Source organism: Arenibacter sp. 6A1 (assembly GCF_012272855.1).
Taxonomy (GTDB): Bacteria; Bacteroidota; Bacteroidia; order Flavobacteriales; family Flavobacteriaceae; genus Arenibacter.
In genome coordinates this window covers 13757-35013 of sequence record NZ_JAAXCQ010000018.1, presented here as the reverse complement: position 1 = coordinate 35013, position 21257 = coordinate 13757, and the positions used below count along the sequence as shown (strand labels likewise).

General features: G+C 39.9%; 15 protein-coding genes and 1 pseudogene. 10 read left to right on the top strand and 6 right to left on the bottom strand.

All coding sequences use genetic code 11. From position 1 onward, the window contains the following. Positions 1-4: 4 nt before the first annotated feature. From HCG49_RS14900 to HCG49_RS14890, 3 genes are all read right to left on the bottom strand, one after another. Complete coding sequence (locus HCG49_RS14900) at positions 5-3172, bottom strand: efflux RND transporter permease subunit (protein ID WP_168470322.1); 3168 nt, start codon at positions 3170-3172, stop codon at positions 5-7. 9 nt (positions 3173-3181) lie between these two features. Further along, the gene (locus tag HCG49_RS14895) at positions 3182-4570 is read right to left on the bottom strand and encodes a TolC family protein (protein ID WP_168470321.1); all 1389 of its coding nucleotides are present in this window, start codon (positions 4568-4570) and stop codon (positions 3182-3184) included. Between the two features lie 117 nt (positions 4571-4687). After that, positions 4688-5068, bottom strand: a complete 381-nt coding sequence (locus HCG49_RS14890) for a hypothetical protein (protein ID WP_168470320.1) — start codon at positions 5066-5068, stop codon at positions 4688-4690. A gap of 751 nt (positions 5069-5819) precedes the next feature. On the opposite strand from HCG49_RS14890, the pseudogene HCG49_RS14885 reads away from it, so the two are divergent. The 4 genes and pseudogenes from HCG49_RS14885 to HCG49_RS14875 all read left to right on the top strand — a co-directional run. Further along, positions 5820-8042: pseudogene (locus HCG49_RS14885) on the top strand (nitric-oxide reductase large subunit); the annotation flags it as partial. Between the two features lie 54 nt (positions 8043-8096). Then, entirely contained in the window at positions 8097-8828 is a 732-nt protein-coding gene (ric, locus tag HCG49_RS18625; RefSeq protein ID WP_317167506.1) for an iron-sulfur cluster repair di-iron protein, read from the top strand. A 426-nt stretch (positions 8829-9254) separates the two neighbouring features. Further along, positions 9255-11177: a DUF294 nucleotidyltransferase-like domain-containing protein gene (locus HCG49_RS14880; RefSeq protein ID WP_168470372.1), complete on the top strand. Its 1923-nt coding sequence runs from the start codon at positions 9255-9257 to the stop codon at positions 11175-11177. Then, on the top strand, positions 11174-11848 hold the full coding sequence (locus HCG49_RS14875) for a PolC-type DNA polymerase III (RefSeq protein WP_168470319.1): 675 nt from the start codon (positions 11174-11176) through the stop codon (positions 11846-11848). Before HCG49_RS14880 ends, HCG49_RS14875 begins: the two co-directional genes overlap by 4 nt. 104 nt (positions 11849-11952) lie before the next feature. On the opposite strand, the gene HCG49_RS14870 is transcribed toward HCG49_RS14875, so the two are convergent. Both HCG49_RS14870 and HCG49_RS14865 read right to left on the bottom strand, forming a co-directional pair. Further along, entirely contained in the window at positions 11953-12906 is a 954-nt protein-coding gene (locus HCG49_RS14870) for a phosphoribosylaminoimidazolesuccinocarboxamide synthase (RefSeq protein WP_168470318.1), read from the bottom strand. A gap of 4 nt (positions 12907-12910) precedes the next feature. Beyond that, positions 12911-13864 carry a PhoH family protein gene (locus HCG49_RS14865; protein WP_168470317.1) on the bottom strand — a complete coding sequence of 318 codons (954 nt, stop codon included), beginning with the start codon at positions 13862-13864 and terminating at the stop codon, positions 12911-12913. 127 nt (positions 13865-13991) lie between these two features. On the opposite strand from HCG49_RS14865, the gene HCG49_RS14860 reads away from it, so the two are divergent. The 5 genes from HCG49_RS14860 to dnaN all read left to right on the top strand — a co-directional run bounded on the left by HCG49_RS14860 (position 13992) and on the right by dnaN (position 18795). Continuing rightward, a complete protein-coding gene (locus HCG49_RS14860; protein WP_168470316.1) occupies positions 13992-14822 on the top strand; it encodes an S-adenosyl-l-methionine hydroxide adenosyltransferase family protein in 831 nt (276 codons plus the stop codon). Then, positions 14823-15119 (top strand): putative quinol monooxygenase, encoded by a 297-nt coding sequence (locus tag HCG49_RS14855; RefSeq protein WP_168470315.1) that lies wholly within the window; start codon positions 14823-14825, stop codon positions 15117-15119. A gap of 9 nt (positions 15120-15128) precedes the next feature. Beyond that, positions 15129-15860: a gliding motility-associated ABC transporter permease subunit GldF gene (gene gldF / locus HCG49_RS14850; RefSeq protein WP_168470314.1), complete on the top strand. Its 732-nt coding sequence runs from the start codon at positions 15129-15131 to the stop codon at positions 15858-15860. Then, a complete protein-coding gene (gene gldG, locus HCG49_RS14845; RefSeq protein ID WP_168470313.1) occupies positions 15860-17524 on the top strand; it encodes a gliding motility-associated ABC transporter substrate-binding protein GldG in 1665 nt (554 codons plus the stop codon). Before gldF ends, gldG begins: the two co-directional genes overlap by 1 nt. A 152-nt stretch (positions 17525-17676) precedes the next feature. Beyond that, complete coding sequence (gene dnaN, locus HCG49_RS14840) at positions 17677-18795, top strand: DNA polymerase III subunit beta (protein WP_168470312.1); 1119 nt, start codon at positions 17677-17679, stop codon at positions 18793-18795. A 368-nt stretch (positions 18796-19163) separates the two neighbouring features. On the opposite strand, the gene HCG49_RS14835 is transcribed toward dnaN, so the two are convergent. After that, complete coding sequence (locus HCG49_RS14835) at positions 19164-19505, bottom strand: DUF4870 domain-containing protein (protein WP_168470311.1); 342 nt, start codon at positions 19503-19505, stop codon at positions 19164-19166. A 229-nt stretch (positions 19506-19734) separates the two neighbouring features. Between HCG49_RS14835 and mnmE the strand changes: the two genes are divergently transcribed. Beyond that, a complete protein-coding gene (gene mnmE, locus HCG49_RS14830; protein ID WP_168470371.1) occupies positions 19735-21132 on the top strand; it encodes a tRNA uridine-5-carboxymethylaminomethyl(34) synthesis GTPase MnmE in 1398 nt (465 codons plus the stop codon). Positions 21133-21257 lie beyond the last annotated feature (125 nt).

The following is a 21257-nucleotide window of genomic DNA, read 5'->3' as shown; positions in this document are numbered from 1 at the left end:
ACACTTATACTTGTTGTTTTTCAAAATACCTGCTTTCCTGATCATCGGGGTCTAGAGACGGACTTACAATTTTAGTTCTAGACATCATGGAAGAGAAAAAATGCGGGAGCAGCAACAAAATAGTAGCTGTAGAAGCGATTACACCTCCAATTACTGCCCTTCCCAGAGGAGCTACCTGTTCTGCCCCTTCACCGATTCCGATAGCCATTGGTAACATCCCCGCCAGCATCGCTGCAGCGGTCATCAGTACTGGTCTAATTCGGGATGATGCTGCCAAACGTGCGGCATTGGCAGGCTTAAGCGCTAGATTTCGCCTATAGTATTCGGCCTGATTGATCAGTAGTACCGCATTGGAGACAGATACCCCCAAGGACATAATAATACCCATATAAGACTGAAGGTTCAACGTACTTCCCGTAAGGTAAAGGATAACAAGGCTACCAGCAATAACGGCAGGCAAGACCGATAGGATAATCAGTGGTACTTTAAACGATTGATAGTAGGCAGCCAGCATTAGGAATATAACGATTATAGCAACCCCCAGACCCGCAAGGAGACTACTTAAGGTGTCTTCTAAAAGCTGTAAGGTACCTTCGGTCCAAATGGTGGTACCACGGGGTGCCTCCCCGGCATCCTCAATGGCTTTGTTCACGGCCTTCGAAGCCGTTCCCAAATCTTTGCCATAAACATTGGCCACTATGGTTACATAGCGGTTTGGACCTTTCCGATTAATCTGTGCCGGGCTGGTTACACGGCGTATCTTTGCAACATCTTCCAATACCGGACGGATACTACCGTTTTTTAAGGGTAGGGAGCGCAGCCTTTCCTCAGAATCCATGATGGCTTCGGGAAACTGTACCTGCACCTGAAATACCCGTCCCGAGCTTGGATCTACCCAAAGGTTTTTGTCCGTAAAACGAGTAGACGAGGTGGCCGCGACCAGGCTACGAGTAATATCCTTCATCGTCATTCCAAACTGTCCGGCAAGATCCCTGTCCACTTCTATTTCTAGGGTGGGATATTCTAGGGGCTCGGCAATACGCACATCCCTTAAATATGGAATACCTTTTAACTTGGCCTCAATTTTAGAGGCATGGGCAAAGGCCGTTTTAATTTGACCCGCACCAACTTTTACCTCAATAGGGGTCATTGCTCCTTGACCCATAATCTTTTCCGTCAGTTCCATAGGCTCAAAATTGAACTTAACTTCGGGATGGTTTTTGGCAACAACATTCCTGATTTTCTCCTTGAGCGCTTCCATAGACCCATCGTATAACTCCTGATCTATAGATAGCTGCAGAACGGATTCATGCGAAGCATTGGAAAAAAGGAAGATAGGATTGATGGGTGATGTTGCCGGATGCATGCCCACAAATGCCGAAGAAATGGAAATTCCGTTTTTAGGAAGCTGACTCTTGATATCCTCGATAATATTTCTGACAAGGCTTTCTGTTTTTTCGATCCTACTACCCTGCGGGGCCTGAATACGCATTTGGAGATCACCACTGTTCGATACAGGCATCACATCCGTACCTACCACATTTAGCAGCAATGCCGCGGTACCACCGGCAATTCCAATATACAGTAAAAAAAGAGAAAGCGATCGGGTAGACCATTTTCGCATCCGGTAGGAATAGTTAACCCGGAACTTTTCAAAGTAGGCACGTTTTCTGGGGGTATCGGCAACGATCTTATGCTTGTCCTTCATCATCCAGTTCGCCAATATGGGAACAAAGGTTTGGGATGCAAGAAAAGATGCGATCATCGCGAAGGCTACAGCCATAGATAAAGGCATGAACATATCTTTTGGAATGCCCGTCATAATAAATGCCGGCGTTAAAACGGCCAGGATACAGAGCAAAATCAATAGCTTGGGAATGGATATCTCTATTAAGGCATCTAAAATGGCCCGTTGCTTGTTTTTGCCCATTTCCATGTGCTGATGGATGTTTTCTATGGTAACGGTGGCCTCATCTACCAGAATACCGATCGACAATGCCAATCCGCTCAGCGTCATAATATTAATAGTCTGCCCAAAAAGATGAAGGACGGTAACTGCCGTTAAAATGGCTATGGGGATGGTCATCACCACAATCATAGCGCCACGGGTATCTCCAAGGAACAAGAAGATGACCAAACCTGTAAACACAGCCCCCAATATGCCTTCATGTATCAGGTTAGAAAGGGAACCCTCGATATATTTGGACTGGTCAAACTCATACCGTATCTCCACCTCTTCGGGTAGCTGTTCCTTTAGCATTGGGATAGATCTCTTAAGGTTTTTTACCGCATCTAGTGTAGAGGCATCCGCTTTTTTGATAATAGGCAGGTAAACAGACCGTTTCCCGTTGACCAGTGCATAGCCCACGGTTTGATCGGCGCCATCGTCGACTTTCGCTACATCCCTCACATAAACCGTACGTCCATCGGATGATTTAATCGGAGTGTTAAGGAATTCTGTCGGACCTCTGGCGATGGAATTAATCGGGGCCATCAGGTTTTCCTCTCCAATGCGGATATTTCCTGCGGGAGACGGAATACTACTCTTTGTAATCGCTAAGGTAACTTCTTCCGGACTAAGTCCGTTAGCTTGCAAGGATTGAGGGTCTAAATTTACGACGATAGAACGACTGGTTCCTCCAAATGGTGCCGGAGCAGTGATACCGGGTATCTCCACGAACATAGGCCTTATCTTGGAAATGACAAGGGTTTGTAATTCGCTAATGGAATGCTCATCACTTTCAAAGACCAACTGCCCTACGGGGAGCGAGCTCCCATCGAAGCGTACTACCATTGGCGGTACCGCTCCGGGGGGCAAGAAGCCCATGGCCCTAGATACGGAGGTAGATACTTCTCCGGCCGCTTGGGCCATATCAGTTCCCGGATAAAAGGTCAATTTCATTAGGGTAAGGCCTTGGATACTTTTGAAATCCATGTTCTTGACGCCGCTGACAAACAACAATACTTTTTGGAATTCATTGGCCATAAACCCGTCCATATAGGCAGGGGATAATCCGCCATAGGGCATAGCAATATACATCGCCGGAAGTTCCACCTCCGGAAAGATATCCACATTGATCTTTTTTATGGCATTATAGGAAAAGAAGGTAATTGCCAGTACGATGACCATAATGGCAATGGGTCTTCTTAACGCAAATCTTATTAAGTTCATAGTTAAAAATTAAAGGTTATTAAACAGGAAATCGAAATCGGCAGTCAATTCCGCCTCGTAAGCAAGGAGCATCCAATAGTCCCGTGAGGCCTCTACATGATTATTCTCGGTTTGTTCCAACAACAGGCGTATCTGTAATAATTCACTCAGGGTGATCAGACCACTTTTGTAACGGGCCAAATACATGGCATAAGCCTCTTGTGACTGTTTTACGGCAATGCTTGTCTTTTGGAGCTGCTCAAATTGTTGAACTAATTTAGCCTGTGATGCCGTCAGATCGGCCTGCATAGCTTGCCCATACTGTTCTTGGAGCAAATCGGCACCTTCAGCTTCCTTAAAAAGTCCCGCCCCCTTTAACCTACTGGTATGCAGGCTACTAATATTCCAAGTTAGGCCTATACCAGCAAGGTAATTATGGGTCTTATTGGAAAACCCGTCGCTCCAAGAATCAGATACGGTCCCGTCCGAGTTAATTCCCGTCCCGCGATAGGCATAGCCGCCCATCAAACGCAGCGATGGTAAGGATGCTCTTTTTTGAGATTGCCCACTTAGCCTATAATATTGGGATTGTTTTTCTAACATATCCAAAACAGGATGTGTGGGATTTATGGTGTTTTCCTGGTTTAGGTAATGTTGTGCGGATCCCTCTGAAAAACGGGCGGCAGATGCCGCATAGTTAATGGAATCGCCACCAAAGAGCTCCAATAACTTAATAGATGACGCCTTTTTATACCCTTTCCATTTATCCCGCTCACCTTTAGATTGCATGAAGGAAGAAGAGGCCAGCAAGCTATCTGCAGCCGGCCTTAGGCCGGCTGCAGATAGTCCTGATGTGATTTTTCGGATATCATCTAAACGTTCCGTGTTTTTTTCTGACCAGCGTAGCTTGGCAGCATTATAAAGAAGGCTGATATATCGCTCCGATACGATTTTTTTAAGGCTCAAAAGATAGGCCTCTTTTTCACTAACTTTCTTTTGGTACTGGGCCTTGGAAGCTTCACTTTGTTTACGAAGTTTTCCAAAAGAAAATACTTCCCATTCTACCGTAGTAGATCCATAACTGTTTGCTGCAATGGCACTTTCCCCCATGTTGCTAGTCGCAGCATTTACATTAAATGTACCCATCTGCGGGAAAAATGCTCCCGCATTTCCCCGGTAGGTGCCATAAGTATTTTGGGCCTGTGCCTTTATCTGCGGAAGCATTTCGCTTTTTACGGCCCGCTCTTGTAATTTTGCCACATCAATTGCGGAGTTTTTTACACCAATACCCGGATAATACGCTACTACCTTTGGCCATAACGTGCCCAAGGTATGCTCGTTTTGCTGTTGCCCATACAATGGGAACATAACAGCAACGGTCAACCACAGGCCTGTGATTGCCATAATCTGCTTTACCATACTATTATACTATTTGTTAAAAGGTCATCAACCCGACCTAAGATTTTTTAATTGAAAACAATGGAAATATGACACATGGATGCATGTGATATATTAAGAAAGAAGACTAGGTGGGTATCAAAGGATAAGCTTTTGGTTCTGAAGAAAGATAGGTAAAGAACCTGGAATTTTTAAGTTACTGTAACGTGGATGGAGCTGCTGCTTGTAAAGCGTATTTCCGAAAACAAAGATAAACGCCGCCACAAGAAGTGCTTCTGGCAATGAATCGGCGGTATCCAAAGAAATGGATTGAGAGATTTCCTTGTTTGCTGTCTCTGTATTGATACAGTTCGCCTTATGGGCTCCAAATACTACATTGCCTTTTTTGGTCGTATTTTGTTCGGTTGAAAAAGGGACACCGGCGAGACTCTTTATTCCAGATTTAACAGAACAGGAAGAGATCAGTACTAAAATCATGGCAACAAATACAAACAAGTATTGTCGATAATTCTTGGCCATATTTAATGTAGTCCTATCCATTGGGCCGCTAAACTATACCGATTTAATTAAGGATAAAAAAAAAGCCCCTCAATTTGTAAATTTTTAACACATTTAGGTTGCTTGAATTGAATTTTAAGGCATTTTCTTTGATAAAACTGCTGTTTATAAAGAGTCTGATTAATTAAAATCAGTAGATCAAATCTAGAAGTGCTGGTTTTATAGATTTATAGAAATTTACTGAGGGTCCTTAACGTCTTACTTTGGGCGTTCCCTCCTTTGTCGGGCGGGCTCTTGGCTATATCCCTCGCTCCGCTGCGGGGATGCCGCCGCCATCCCTAACGCGGAATAATTATGAATACGAAACAATCATTCGCCAACCCAATGCCTTCTCCAATCCTAAATCCCTCATATGACTACAAAAAAGATACGCTGATCTTAAAACAACCATATTTTTTAAAACCCAATTATCGTAAATTAACAAGTTACGACCGCTTTGTGAAATACTAATTTTTATTTCGGACAATTTTATCTTATTTAAAAAAAATAATATATTTGTCCTATCAATTAAAGACATAAAAAGGATTTTAGCTCCAAACTTTATGGTAGCCTTCCCATTACACTTAAAACCTAATCAAGAGATAGCGCATACTGTAAGAACTGATTACCATTGCCTTATAAATTAAGATCTGATTCTAAATCTTTAAAATGATAAAAAAATTTACCAACTAAAAGGACAATTTTGTCTGAAATTATTAATGAATACATACTTATGAAGAAAGAACGAAAACTATGGCTTGGATTTGCAGCAGTAATCCTGCTGTCCTTTGGGGTATTAGGTTATTATGGATTTGAAATTTATCAAGAATCCCCACCGATACCCGAAAAAGTTATATCGACCGATAACCAGGTGGTTTTTACAGGGAAAGACATCAAAGAAGGTCAAAATATCTGGCAGAGTATCGGCGGTCAGGAAGTGGGCTCCATATGGGGACACGGTGCATATGTTGCTCCTGACTGGACAGCAGATTGGCTTCACAGAGAAGCCGTATTTATTCTTAATGGCTATGCACAGTCCGATTTCAACAAAAATTACGATGACTTAAACAAAGAACAACAAGCTGCTTTAAAGGTGCGACTTCAAAAAAATCTTAGAACAAACACCTATGACAAAAAAAGTAATACGATTACTATAACAGAAGAGCGAATAGCTGCTTTTAAATATTTAAGCAACTATTACAAAGGCTTGTTTACAGACGACCCTAACTTTGATAAACTACGGTCAGATTATGCTATCCCTAAAAACACCATTAAAAGCGACACCAGGATGCAAAAAATGAATGCATTTTTTTTCTGGGCAACATGGGCAACGGTAACGGAAAGACCTGGCGAGGCGGTTTCCTATACTCATAACTGGCCTTCCGATGAACTAGTAGGCAACACTCCTACAACAAGCTTGTACACATGGTCTGGCGTTAGCATTATATTGCTGATCCTGTGCATAGGAATCCTTGTTTTTTACCATGTAAGGTCTGGGGAAGAAGAAAGTATACCTCCCCCATCCGAAGACCCTTTGTTGAAGCAAGGAATAACACCTTCAATGCATTTAATCAAAAAATATTTTTGGGTGGTAAGCCTATTAATGGTCGTGCAAATGTTACTGGGTATTGTAACGGCCCATTACGGTGTTGAAGGCGATGGATTTTACGGTATTCCGCTAGACCAGATCCTCCCCTATTCGGTCACTCGTACTTGGCATACACAACTAGCCATCTTTTGGATTGCCACCGCCTGGCTGGCGACCGGATTATACATTGCTCCGGCAGTATCTGGCAAGGACCCAAAATTTCAAAAATTTGGTGTTAATTTCCTATTTGTTGCCCTGTTGATCATTGTTGTAGGATCTATGTTCGGCCAATGGCTTGGAGTGATGCAAAAGCTCGATTTGATTGAAAATTTCTGGTTTGGGCACCAAGGATATGAATACGTGGATTTAGGTAGGTTTTGGCAAATATTTCTATTGGTGGGACTTTTTCTATGGTTGGCATTGATGGTCCGACCTCTGCTACCGGTCATAAAAAAGAAAACAGCAGAAAAAAACCTCATCATAATGTTTTTAATCTCCTGTACCGCCATAGCCCTATTTTACGCAGCAGGATTGATGTGGGGCAGGCAAACCAATCTGGCCATAGCCGAATACTGGAGGTGGTGGGTTGTTCACCTATGGGTAGAAGGATTTTTTGAAGTATTTGCTACGGTAGTGATTGCTTTTCTATTTGTAAGATTGGGCCTTTTAAAAACAAAGACCGCTACTGCAAACGTGCTATTTGCCACTATTATATTTATGTCTGGAGGTATTTTAGGCACCTTTCACCACCTTTATTTTTCTGGAACACCTACGGCTATAATGGCCTTAGGAGCAACATTCAGTGCGCTCGAAATTGTACCTCTTACCCTTATTGGATATGAAGCCTACCATAATTATAAACTATCCAAAGCAACAAAATGGTTGGAAGAATACAAATGGCCTATTTATTTTATGGTTGCGGTGGCTTTTTGGAATTTTTTGGGGGCAGGCGTATTTGGCTTTATAATTAACCCTCCCATAGCCCTGTACTATGTGCAAGGTTTAAATACAACCCCACTACACGGTCATACCGCACTATTTGGTGTTTATGGTATGCTAGGTATTGGACTTATGTTATTTGTTCTAAGAAGTTTGTACCGCAATGTTTCTTGGAACGAAAAAATTCTTAAAATAACCTTCTGGTCACTTAATATAGGGCTTTTAGCAATGGCATTATTGAGCCTTTTGCCTATTGGCATATGGCAAGCATTGGAAAGTATGGAAAAAGGCATGTGGTATGCCCGTTCTGCAGAACTGATGCAACACCCCACAATGGTTGTTTTGAAGTGGATGAGATCTATTGGCGATATCATTTTTGCGGTCGGAATTGTAACCACTTGTTGGTTTGTATTTGATTTAACCTTAAAAAATAAAATCGTTAGTCTTATTTCCGTTAGACATGAAACTCAAGGTACAACCCAAGTGGGTAAATTAGTAGCCCAAAACTATAGAACAGCAACAATTTTTTCTAAATATGATATTGATTTCTGTAGTAAAGGAGAAAAAACTATTGACGAAGTTTGCCTAAATAAAGGTATTGATACGGAGCATCTCCTAGAGCGTTTAAATGAAGTAATGAACACTACCGATAGCCAAGACATCGATTATCAGTCGTGGTCACTGGAACTGTTAGCAGATCATATTGAAAACACACACCATCAATATGTAAAAAGAAACATTCCTACCCTTCTAGAATACCTTAATAAGCTCTGTAAAGTCCATGGAAGACGTCACCCCGAACTTTACAAAATCAATGATCTTTTTAAAGAAACGGCGACGCACCTAAATCATCATATGATTATGGAAGAAACCACTCTCTTCCCAATTGTTAGAAAAATGACCAAGAACCTAGAAGCCGATATTAACCTAGTGCTCCCTGATTTTGGCTCTGTAGAAAACCCCATTTCCAAGATGATGCAAGAACATGACAATGAAGGAGAAAACTTTAAAAAAATCGCAACGCTCTCTAACAATTTCACACCTCCAAATGATGCTTGTGCCACCTATAAGGTTACCTTTTCATTACTCAAGGAATTTGAAGCGGATTTACTTTTACATATCCACTTGGAGAATAATATATTGTTTCCAAAGGCGATAGCCATAGAAAAAGGAATTGTTGGTAATGATAACCTAGCTTTCTTCTCTAATAATTAAACGATATATAAACTATTAAACAATTTAAATACAACACCCGATGCGCACCGTTAGCATCGGGTGCTGTTTTTTGGTATGTTGCTTTTTTATGGTAGGTTTCAGACTTGGTTCGTTTATGTTCCTTCCTGACTATACGGGTTCATTTCAAAGCAAATATCTTTATGTCTCTATTGGCATTCAAATTATGTCCGTGAACGGTCGCATTATACCCCTTACTTTTTATCACGCCCATGATCCCTTTTCTACCCTCAAAAAAACATAGTATCTTCCAACACAAATTTCATTTCATTTTCTTTTACCGAATTTCTTAAAAAGGTAACTTTAACCAAAATTATAGCTATATAAAAAGCCGATCTATATATAGGTTGATATGCCTGAATAAAATAGCTTATTGCCTGTTGATGGTTTAAAACAATACAACTAATGATGAAAAATACTATTTCCGAAAGGGTTGCCGATTTTCTGGAACATTTCCCTCCTTTTAATGAGTTAGCGCAGGATCAATTAGCGACGCTTTCTAAGGAAATTACCATCATTTACAAGGAAAAGGACAATGTCATTTTTTCGGAAAACGATCCACCACATACAAGTTTTTACGTTGTACATAAAGGAGCTGTAGCCCTTAAAAGGGGAGAGAAAATGGATATTTTGGACATGTGCGACGAAGGCGATATTTTTGGTCTTAGACCTCTGATAGCACTCGAAAATTATAAGATGACGGCCCAGGCCCATGAGGAAACCATCCTTTACGCTATACCTATACATATCTTTAAACCTTATGCGAGGGAAAACAAGGAGGTGGGGAATTTTTTAATAGAGAGTTTTGCCTCCAATACCCGAAACCCTTATTCCAAAAGCCATAGGGGCAAATTGTACGAAGAAATCCCCAATTTAGGCCCTATCACTCCTGAAGCACAACTTTTTGACCTACAACCTGTTAAATATTCTAAAAAACTTATAAGCTGTTCTGCTACAACCACGGCAAAAGAGATTGCTGAGAAAATGACCGAAAAAAAAGTGGGGGCAATGTTGGTCGTAGAGGACAAACTTCCGATTGGAATTATTACCGACAAAGACCTGCGTAACAATATTGTTACCGGTAAATATCCGATTACCACGGAAGCATCCAAAATTATGGTTTCCCCGGTCATTACATATGCAAAAAGCATGACCATTACCCAGGCGCAAATAGCCATGATGAAGAGCAGTATCAGCCATTTGTGTATTACCAAGGACGGCACCCCCAACTCCAAGGCTATTGGAATATTGTCTAAACACGACCTAATGGTTGCCATTGGTAATAACCCAGCAGTGTTAATCAAAGCCATTCAGCGTGCTAAAAAGGTGAAAAACATTCGAAATATCCGCAAAAGCATTACCCACTTATTACGGGCTTATTTGGAACAAAACATTCCTTTAACACTGACCTCTAAAATAATATCTGAGCTCAACGACGCCTGTATAAAACGGGTCATTGAGATGGCCCTGGACAAGATGCCCGAGAAACCCCCGGTAGCCTTTGCATGGCTCTCCCTTGGAAGTCAGGGGCGGAATGAACAATTATTACAGACCGATCAGGACAATGCCCTAGTTTTTCAGAATGTTCCTGATGAGAAAATGGAAGAAACCACGGCCTATTTCCTAGAATTGTCAAAGATCATCAACAAAGGGTTATTCGACATTGGATATGAATACTGTCCGGCAGAAATGATGGCCTCCAACCCTAATTGGTGCCTGAGTTTAGATCAATGGAAAAAAGCCATCACCCAATGGGTTACCAATCCGGGAGCTGATGAAATACTTCTTTCATCTATCTTTTTTGATTACAACCTCACCTATGGCGATATTACTTTGGTGAACCAACTCTCTGATTATATCTTTGAAATCACCCAGAAATATCCGATTTTTTTCCTTCATCTTGCCAGTGGCGCACTCCAAAACCCGTCTCCAACAGGCTTTTTTAGACAGCTATTAGTAGAACAAGATGGAGAGCATAAGGATTTTTTCGACCTAAAAAGAAGAGCTCTTATGCCACTTACCGATGCCGCAAGGGTCTTGATTTTATCCCATTCTGTAAAATCTATAAACAATACACCTGGGCGATACGAGAAATTAGCGGAACTTGAGCCTAACAATGAAGAAATTTTTATGGCCTGCTCCTATGCCACAAAAGCCTTATTAAAGTTCCGTACCAAACAAGGATTATTACACAACGATTCGGGAAGATATATTGCCATTGACAAACTTACAAAAGAGGACAAAGTAAAACTGAAAAGGACTTTTAAAACGATCAAGGAAATCCAGGAACTTTTAACAGTGAGATTCAAGATATCAAATATTTTAAGATGATAAATTTCTTTAAAAAGAGACCACCGGCGAACCTCCCGGAATTCTGGAAGACCTATGAAAATTGCTTTCTAGAAAAACAACCAGAGGAAGTAAATTTGGTTAGGTTTGTAGTTTTAGATACAGAAACCACGGGGTTTGACTATATCTATGATAGAATATTATCTATTGGGGCACTAAACCTCACCAACAATCACATTGCTATAAACCAAAGCTTCGAACTATACCTAATTCAAGATCATTACAATGCCGAAACCGCAAAAATCCACGGAATTTTAAAGAACGGCAGAGGAACCGAATGTATCACCGAAATTGAAGCTTTAAAGCAATTCTTGGCCTTTGTGGGTAATGCAGTAATCATAGCGCATCATACTATTTTTGATATTAACATGATTAATCAGGCCTTGGAAAGGCATCAGCTTCCAAAATTATTGAATAAGACACTGGACACCTCTACACTGTATAGAAACACCTTGCTCACCTCCAATGTCTTTAAAAAGAAAGACCACTACTCCTTGGATGAGTTGGCCGAAAAATTTGATATTTCTATGAAAGACCGCCATACGGCCATCGGAGACGCCTATATTACCGCCATTGCCTTTCTAAAAATATGGACTCGCTTAAAAAGCAAGGGGCCGTTAAAATTAAAGGATTTGATAAAATTAGGTTCCTAATCAAAAAAAGGATGGCAATGCCATCCTTTTTTTGTTTCCATGTGCAAATCGTTCCTAAAAAAGCTATATCAGTTAGACTTCTTAGTAGAACCCCGAAACGGTATTTATTTTCCGTTTAAGTGAGCAAGCACATTGGTTTCTATTCTACTTTGAATATCCGAAATATCGGCTTTTACGAATTTCTCACCGGTAATATTTTCATAAAGTTCTATATAACGTTCCGAAACACTAGTGATGTATTCATCGGTCATTTCTGGAACTGTCTGCCCTTCTAAGCCTTGAAAATTATTGCTGATCAACCACTGACGGACAAACTCCTTGGACAACTGCTTTTGAGCCTCCCCCTTGTCTTGTCTTTCCTGATATCCATCGGCATAAAAATAGCGCGAAGAATCCGGGGTATGGATTTCGTCTATCAGTACTATTTTACCATCTGAAGTCTTTCCAAATTCGTATTTAGTGTCTACCAAAATCAACCCTCTCTTAGCAGCAATTTCGGTACCTCTTTTAAACAAGGCTTTGGTATATTCTTCCAAAACCAGGTAATCTTCTTCGGAAACGATTCCGCGTTTCAAAATATCTTCCCTAGAAATATCTTCATCATGGTCGCCCATTTCTGCTTTGGTAGCAGGTGTTAGTATTGGTTCTGGGAATTTATCGTTCTCCTTCATTCCTTCGGGCATTGCAACACCGCACAATACTCTTTTCCCTGCCTTGTATTCCCTTGCTGCATGTCCGGACATATAACCACGGATTACCATTTCTACCTTAAACGGCTCACAAGCGTATCCTACCGCAACGTTAGGGTCTGGGGTAGCAGTTAACCAGTTAGGAACAATATCAGCGGTATCGGCCATCATTTTGGTCGCAATCTGATTCAGAATTTGTCCCTTGTAAGGAATACCCTTGGGCATCACCACATCAAAGGCAGAAAGCCTATCGGTAGCTACCATTACCAAAACATCATTTTCTAGACGGTATACCTCCCTTACTTTTCCCTTATACACCTCTTGCTGTCCTGGAAAATTAAAATTTGTGTCAATTATTGTATTACTCATTTACTCAATTATTATGCTCTATACTTTTGTAAGCTGCTATTACTTTTTTAACTAATTTATGCCTTATAACGTCCTTATCGTCCAGATAAATAATTCCAATTCCGTCTACATTTTGCAACACCAATAACGCCTCCTTTAAACCAGAAACCGCCCTTCTTGGCAAATCTATCTGCCCAGGATCTCCATTGATCAAAAATTTGGCATTTTTACCCATACGGGTAAGGAACATCTTCATTTGTGCGTGGGTCGTATTTTGCGCTTCATCTAGAATAACAAAGGCATTGTCCAGGGTTCGCCCTCTCATAAATGCCATTGGGGCAATTTGAATGATGCCGTTTTCTATATAATGTGCCAGTTTTTCTGGGGCAATCATATCTCTCAGGGCATCGTATAATGGCTGCATATACGGATCTAGTTTTTCCTTGAGGTCTCCAGGCAAAAACCCTAAATTTTCTCCTGCCTCTACGGCAGGCCTGGTCAATATTATACGTTTTACCTGCTTTTCTTTCAAGGCTTTTACGGCCAAGGCAACTCCGGTATAGGTTTTCCCTGTCCCTGCCGGGCCTACTGCAAAAACCATGTCGCTTTCCCTAGAGGCATCAACAAGCTTTCTTTGATTTGCCGTTTGTGCTCTAATAAGCCTTCCGCTAACGCCATGGACCAAAACCTCCCCACTAGTTACTGAAGCGGTAAAATCGTCATCCCCATTACTCGCCAATAAACGTTCTATACTATTCTCGTCTAACTTATTGTATTTGTTATAATGAGCTGTCAACATATCAAACCGAAGATCAAATTCCTCTAAAAGGTCTTCGTCTCCATATACTTTTATCTTATTTCCCCTGGCAACAATTTTAAGTTTGGGGAAGAACTTTTTTATTAAATCTATGTTTTCATTATTTTGCCCAAAAAAATCTCTCGGGCTAATGTCTGTAAGCTCTATGACAAGTTCGTTCAATGAATATTTGTATTTAATTGTTAGACATAAAATATATATTTTGACACGCTATTTTTTTATGTAATTTTGTTCAACAAACTTAAGTAAAAAACAACTTACCTAACTAAAAATATATCAACAGTTTTCTATGGCTATAATTACATTAACTACTGATTTTGGACATAAAGACCATTTTGTAGGCGCCATAAAAGGAACTATATATAAGGAGTTACCAGACGCTAAAATTGTTGATATTTCTCATGATGTTTCTCCCTTCAATATACAAGAATGTGCCTATATATTAAAGAATTCTTATAAAAACTTTCCCGACGGAAGCATACATATCGTAGGGGTAGACTCGGAATTGAGTCCCGAAAATCAACATATTGCCGTTCTGGTAGACAATCATTACTTTATCATGGCCAATAATGGGGTGATTGGATTGATCATATCAGAAATTGTACCCGAAAAAATCGTTGAAATCCAATTGCCAGATTCCGTAGATGGACCTTTCCCGGTTATGGAGGTCTTTGTAAAAGCGGCAAGTCATATCGCAAGAGGGGGAACTTTAGAAGTTATAGGCCGCCCCTTTAACGAACTGAAGGATCTCAAGGATTTTAGTGCTAGAATCACCAATAATGGGGATGCTATCTCTGGAAGTGTCATCTATATAGACAATTATGGCAATGTAGTGACCAATATCCAAAAAAGCATGTTTAACGTTCACGGAAACGGAAGGGATTTTGAATTGTTGGCTCGGAACAAAAAAATAAAAGCGATCTATAACAAGTATAGCGATATTGTCAATTTTGAGCTCGATAAAAGTCAGCGTAAAGCCCCTGGCGAACTGCTGGCCCTTTTTAATTCTTCGGGTTATATAGAAATTGCGATTTACAAAAGTGATTTAAATACCGTTGGTGGTGCCTCTACCCTTTTGGGACTCGATTATAGGGATACCATTACTATAAATTTCTTTTAAATGCTGGTAAGAATTGTAAAATTACGCTTCAAGAAGGAAAATATTAAAAAATTTGAAGTAATTTTCGATACAAATAAACAATTGATTCGCCAGGTCACCGGATGTAATTTTTTGGAACTGTACCAAGACAAGGATGATTCGGCCTTATTTTTTACCTATAGCTATTGGGATAGCCAGGCGGATTTAGATAATTACAGGAATTCCGATTTTTTTAAAAAGGTATGGTCAGAAACCAAACCTTTGTTTTCAGAAAAACCAGCGGCTTGGAGCCTGATAAAGAAAGAAACACTCAAGTAATTTTAAAGCATGCTAGCGATATTTAAAAGGGAAATTCAATCGTACTTAACATCGCCCATAGGGTATTTGGTAATTGGGTTATATCTTACCTTAAACGGTTTGTTTCTTTGGGTATTCAAAGGACCGTTCAATATTTTTGAATATGGTTTTGCCGATTTGGACAATTTTTTTCTGCTCTCCCCCTGGATTTTTCTTTTTTTAATTCCGGCGATTACCATGAAGAGTTTTTCGGAAGAAAAAAAACTAGGCACTTTAGAGTTGATGTTCATTAAACCTATTGGATTAGGGGAAATGGTTTTTGGCAAATTCCTTGGGGCTTTTGTGTTAACCATAATAGCTATGCTACCTACCCTACTCTATGTGCATACCATATCTGAACTAGGAACAACCATTGGGAATTTGGATATGGGCGCTATTTGGGGCTCTTATTTTGGCCTTTTATTCCTTATAGCTACCTATACCGCTATTGGTCTGTTTGCTTCCACCCTATCCGAAAACCAAATTGTAGCCTTCCTTATCGCCATGATATTGTCTTTTCTGATGTTTTATGGTTTTGAAGGGTTAGCGGGCCTTTCGACAGATGGAGCTTTGCAGCTACTACTACAGCCATTGGGCATGAAAACACATTATGACAACCTTGCCAGAGGAGTAATCGACACCAGAGATATCATTTATTTTTCTAGCCTAAGCCTGTTTTTTATTTTCCTTACCACAGTTCAACTTAAAAACCAAAATAGGTAATGACGAAAAAGTATGTAGCTATTATAAAGGTGGTGGCAATATTAATTTTGGTGAATATTCTGGCTTCTTTTTTTCATGCTAGATTAGATCTGACAGAAGACAAACGATACACCCTAACCGCATCCTCTCTTCAATCCGTCCAAGGGTTTGACAGCCCCGTAATTATCGATATTCTATTAGGGGGAAACCTACCGGCAGAATTTATAAAGCTAAAAACAGAAACCCAACAGTTATTACAGGAGTTTGCATCGGAAAACAATAATATCAAATTCAATTTTGTAAATCCACTCGAAGAAGAAGCCTCCGTCAACACCATTATTTCTGATTTACAAAGAATGGGGTTAACCCCCGTGAATGTCACCATAGACCACCAAGGCAAGGTATCCCAGGAAATATTGTTCCCTTGGGCATTGGTCAACTACAATAGTACCACCATTAAAGTTCCGCTCTTAAAAAATAAAATAGGCGCCACCACCGAACAAAGGGTAAACAATTCTGTACAACATTTAGAATATGCTTTTGCCAATGCCTTTACCAAACTAAACATTACCCAAAAAAAACGGGTTGCCATTATAAAAGGAAATGGCGAATTGGAGGATATTTACTTGGCAGACTTTTTAACAGAGATACGGGAGTATTACAATATTGGAGCTATCACTTTAGATTCTGTTCCCAAAAACCCAGAAAAGGTATTAGAGCAGTTAAATGGTTTTGACGCAGCTATTATTGCCAAGCCCACGGTTGCATTTACAGAAGCAGAAAAGTACATTTTGGATCAATATATGGTTCAAGGAGGAAAATCCTTATGGCTTGTTGATGGTGCTGTTATGGAAATGGACAGTTTATACAATGAAAATGGTGCTGCCTTTGCCATTCCCCGAGATCTTAACCTAGACGATCTCTTTTTTAAATACGGTATCCGTATTAACCCTGTGTTGGTCAACGACCTATATTTTACCCAAATTGTAATCGCTTCCGGCGAAGGCAATGATTCACAATACAATCCAGTCCCCTGGTATTACCATCCCATGGTATTCTCCAAGAACAACCATCCTATAAACAATAATATAGAGGCCCTAAGGTTACAATTCCCAAGTAGTATAGACACGCTGGCCAATGGATATAAAAAACAAATCCTTTTACAAAGCTCGCCCTTATCCAAAGAGGAAGCTCTGCCCAAAGAAATACGATTAGACATTATCAATACACCTCCAAATAAGGAAACTTACCGACATGGAAACAAACCATTGGCAGTATTAATTGAAGGGGCATTTACATCGGCCTACACCAACAGAATTAAACCGATAAAACTAAAGACCCCCATAGAAAAAGGAAGTCAGAATAAAATGATCGTTATTGCAGATGGCGACATTATAAAAAACCAAGTTAGCAACAACAGACCGCTAGAACTTGGTTATGACCGGTGGACCAATAATTTTTATGGCAACAAGGAATTCCTGATAAATAGCCTAAATTACCTCTTGGACGAAACCGGACTTATAAACATTCGGAATAAAAAAGTAGCAATCCCATTCCTGGATGAGGAAAAAATAAATGACCAAAAAAACAAATGGCAGTTGATTAATATTGGCCTCCCGTTGGTTTTGACCTTGATTTGTGGATTGATAATTGGCAGTATTCGAAGGAAAAAATACGGCCATTAAGTGTTAATAAGTTTGTTTCCTTGAAAAGGACATTTAAAATATCTTTGTTTTGATAGAGATTCAAGGAATTTTACAAAATAGAGCGGTTATTAACCAACCGTTCTTTATATTTAATTTTATAATCATGGGGTTCCTTAAAAAACAATAAACGAATGAAATTTATAGTATCTAGCACCTATTTACTTAAACAGCTTCAAGTTTTAGGAGGCGTTATCAACAACAGTAACACCTTACCTATTCTGGATAATTTCCTTTTCGATCTAAAGCAGAATCAACTTAAGGTATCTGCTTCGGATTTGGAGACAACCATGAGCTCTATCTTAGATGTGGACTCCAATAGTGAGGGCGTTATCGCTGTTCCTGCAAGACTTTTGTTAGAAATCTTAAAGACTTTTCCGGAACAACCATTGACTTTTGTTGTGGAAGACAACAACACCGTAGAGATCAGCTCTAACCACGGTAAATACGCCTTGGCCTATGCCGATGGGGCAGAATTTCCTAAGGCCATAGAACTTTCTAATCCTACGTCTACCACCCTCGAAGGCGATATCTTGGCCACTGCCATTAATAAAACTATTTTTGCTGCCGGAAACGATGACCTAAGACCTGTGATGAGCGGTGTCTTTTTTCAGTTTTCTCCAGAAAATTTAACTTTTGTTGCTACCGATGCCCATAAATTGGTAAAATACCAACGTACCGATGTATCGGCCTCACAAGTTGCAGAATTTATTATGCCTAAAAAACCATTGAACCTTTTAAAGGGTATTTTAGGAGGTAGCGAAACCGATGTGGTTATTGAATACAATGAAAGCAATGCCAAGTTTAGCTTTGAAAATACGGTATTGATCTGTAGGCTTATAGACGGTAAATACCCTAACTATGAAGCTGTTATACCTAAAGAAAATCCAAACAAACTGGCTATTTCCCGCAATCAGATCTTAAGCTCCGTAAGAAGGGTGTCTATATTCTCTAATAAGACTACGCACCAGATCCGATTAAAAATTGCAGGAGCCGAATTAAACATTTCTGCAGAGGATATCGATTATAGCAACAAGGCCGAAGAACGTTTGACCTGTTCTTACCAAGGAGACGATATGCAAATCGGATTCAACTCTAGGTTTTTGGTAGAGATGCTGAACAACCTTACTTCTGAGGACGTGCAATTAGAAATGAGCCTTCCTAACAGAGCGGGTATCCTAACCCCTGTTGATGGCTTGGACGAAGGAGAAAACGTTACCATGTTGGTAATGCCGGTGATGCTCAACAATTAAAATAACCGATTTTTTATAGAAAAAGCCGCGCTGTATGATACAGTGCGGCTTTTTTATGGAATCTTTTCTCCTAAGAATTAGCATAATGTTTTGGGCGTTCCCTCCTGCGTCGGGCGGGCCCTTGGCTATATCCCTTGCTCTGCTGCGGGGATGCCGCCGCGGTCCCTAACGCAATATACAGGTAGTCATTTAAAACAAAACGACTTTTCAGAAATAGCTATTTATTGTTTTTTAATGGTCCTATGTAATTCGTATATGCAATCAATTTTCGGTCATGCTCATTCTATAACAGACTTTCATTAGATCCTGATAAAGTGTCTTATTGTAAAGGATCGCCTAACAAGAATTCTTTTTTCGGACTAAAACCCTTATAGAATAAACTTTATACTCAAAGGGTACTTTGGAATTTCTCCATTAGAAACTTTTACGGCATTGACAATTGGAAATATTAAACACATGATCCCTACGGCAATAAGTCCTACAATCCCGACACCACAAAATAATATAAATGGAATGCTAATAATCGCATAGAGAAACATACTCAATTGAAAATTGATGATAGATTTTCCATTTTCATCCATACCCACAATGCTATCCCGTTTTGTAAGCCATATCACAAGCGGCACTATAAACCCACCAAAACCGGTCACCAAATCTAATAGCTGACTTAAATGGGTCAATACCAATAATTGATTATTCTGCTCCTTCATGGCTTTTCTCGTATTTTAAGATCCTTTAAAATGAATATATATTTATTAGACTATAAAGTAAGTCTAATGTTACATAAAATACAAAGCGATCATTGTTTTAGAGGATAATCATTTCTATTTCAGCTAATAGATAAGACAGCGACCAATCATATCTTTTGGGGGATTGTTTTTTAAAGGAACCACTGTGTTCAGAAATTTATATATTGTATTTTTACACCAATTAAAAGATATGACCCCCAACGACAACATTATAGCATTAGCCACCCCTTCTGGGGCCGGAGCCATAGCGGTAATCCGTATTTCAGGAAAATCGGCCATTGCCCTGGCTGCTCCTTTTTTTAAATCGGTTCGAGGAAAAGATTTAGTAAAACAAAAAACCCATACCATTCATCTAGGCCATATTGTGGAAAATGATAGAATCTTGGATGAAGTATTGGTCTCAGTTTTTCAAGGACCAAATTCTTATACCGGTGAAGATGTGGTAGAAATATCCTGTCATGGGTCACCTTATATACAACAACAAATAATTCAACTGTTCTTGCGAAATGGCTGTAGGACCGCCGATGCAGGAGAATTTACCCTCAGGGCCTTTTTAAACGGAAAACTAGACCTTAGTCAGGCCGAAGCAGTAGCAGATCTTATTGCCTCTGACAATGAGGCAAGCCACCAAATCGCCATGCAACAAATGCGAGGTGGGTTTAGCAACGAGATTAAAAAATTACGCGATGAACTGCTGAATTTTGCTTCCTTAATAGAACTGGAACTCGATTTTGCGGAGGAAGATGTGGAGTTTGCCGATAGGAGTCAGTTTAAGGACCTACTGCGTAGAATTCAGGAAGTACTAAAAAGACTAATCGACTCTTTTGCCGTAGGGAACGTGATTAAGAACGGGATTCCGATTGCTATTGTTGGAGAGCCCAACGTTGGTAAATCTACCTTATTAAATGCACTGCTGAACGAAGAACGAGCTATTGTTAGTGATATTGCCGGGACTACTAGAGATACCATTGAAGATGAAATTTCCATAGGTGGAATTGGATTTAGGTTTATAGATACTGCAGGAATCAGGGATACAAAAGATGTGGTAGAAAGCATAGGGATTAAGAAAACCTTCGAAAAAATAGAACAATCACAGGTTGTTATATTTATGTTAGATGGTTCTTCCGTACTACAGTCAGAATTTGATATCGAAAAACTAAAAGTTGAACTCGAAAAGATAAAGAACAAATACCCGCAAAAACCTTTATTGATATTAGGGAACAAAGCCGATCTGATCAGCGCCGAGGAACAAGAATCGCTTCACCAGCAAATCCCAAACCTCTATTTTATTTCGGCAAAAACCGGTGAAGGCGTAGATACCTTAAAAGAGCGGCTGTTAGAGTTCGTCAACACAGGAGCCCTGCGCAACAACGAAACCATCGTTACCAATACAAGACACTACAACTCCCTCCTAAAGGCATTGGAAGAGGTAGAAAGGGTGCAGTTTGGCATGGACGAGGATACGCCCGCCGATCTATTGGCCATAGACATTCGCCAAGCCCTATTTCACTTTGGCGAGATCACGGGAGAGATCACTAGTGACGATTTATTGGGGAATATTTTTGCTAATTTCTGTATCGGGAAATAGACATTCATTTTATTTGAAATCATATAACACCATTTAATTGTAAGTATCTGAAAATCAATTATTTGTTAATAACTTTAAGAGTTTTACTTTCTTATAGTTATTTATTTTTTGTACTTTTTTACATC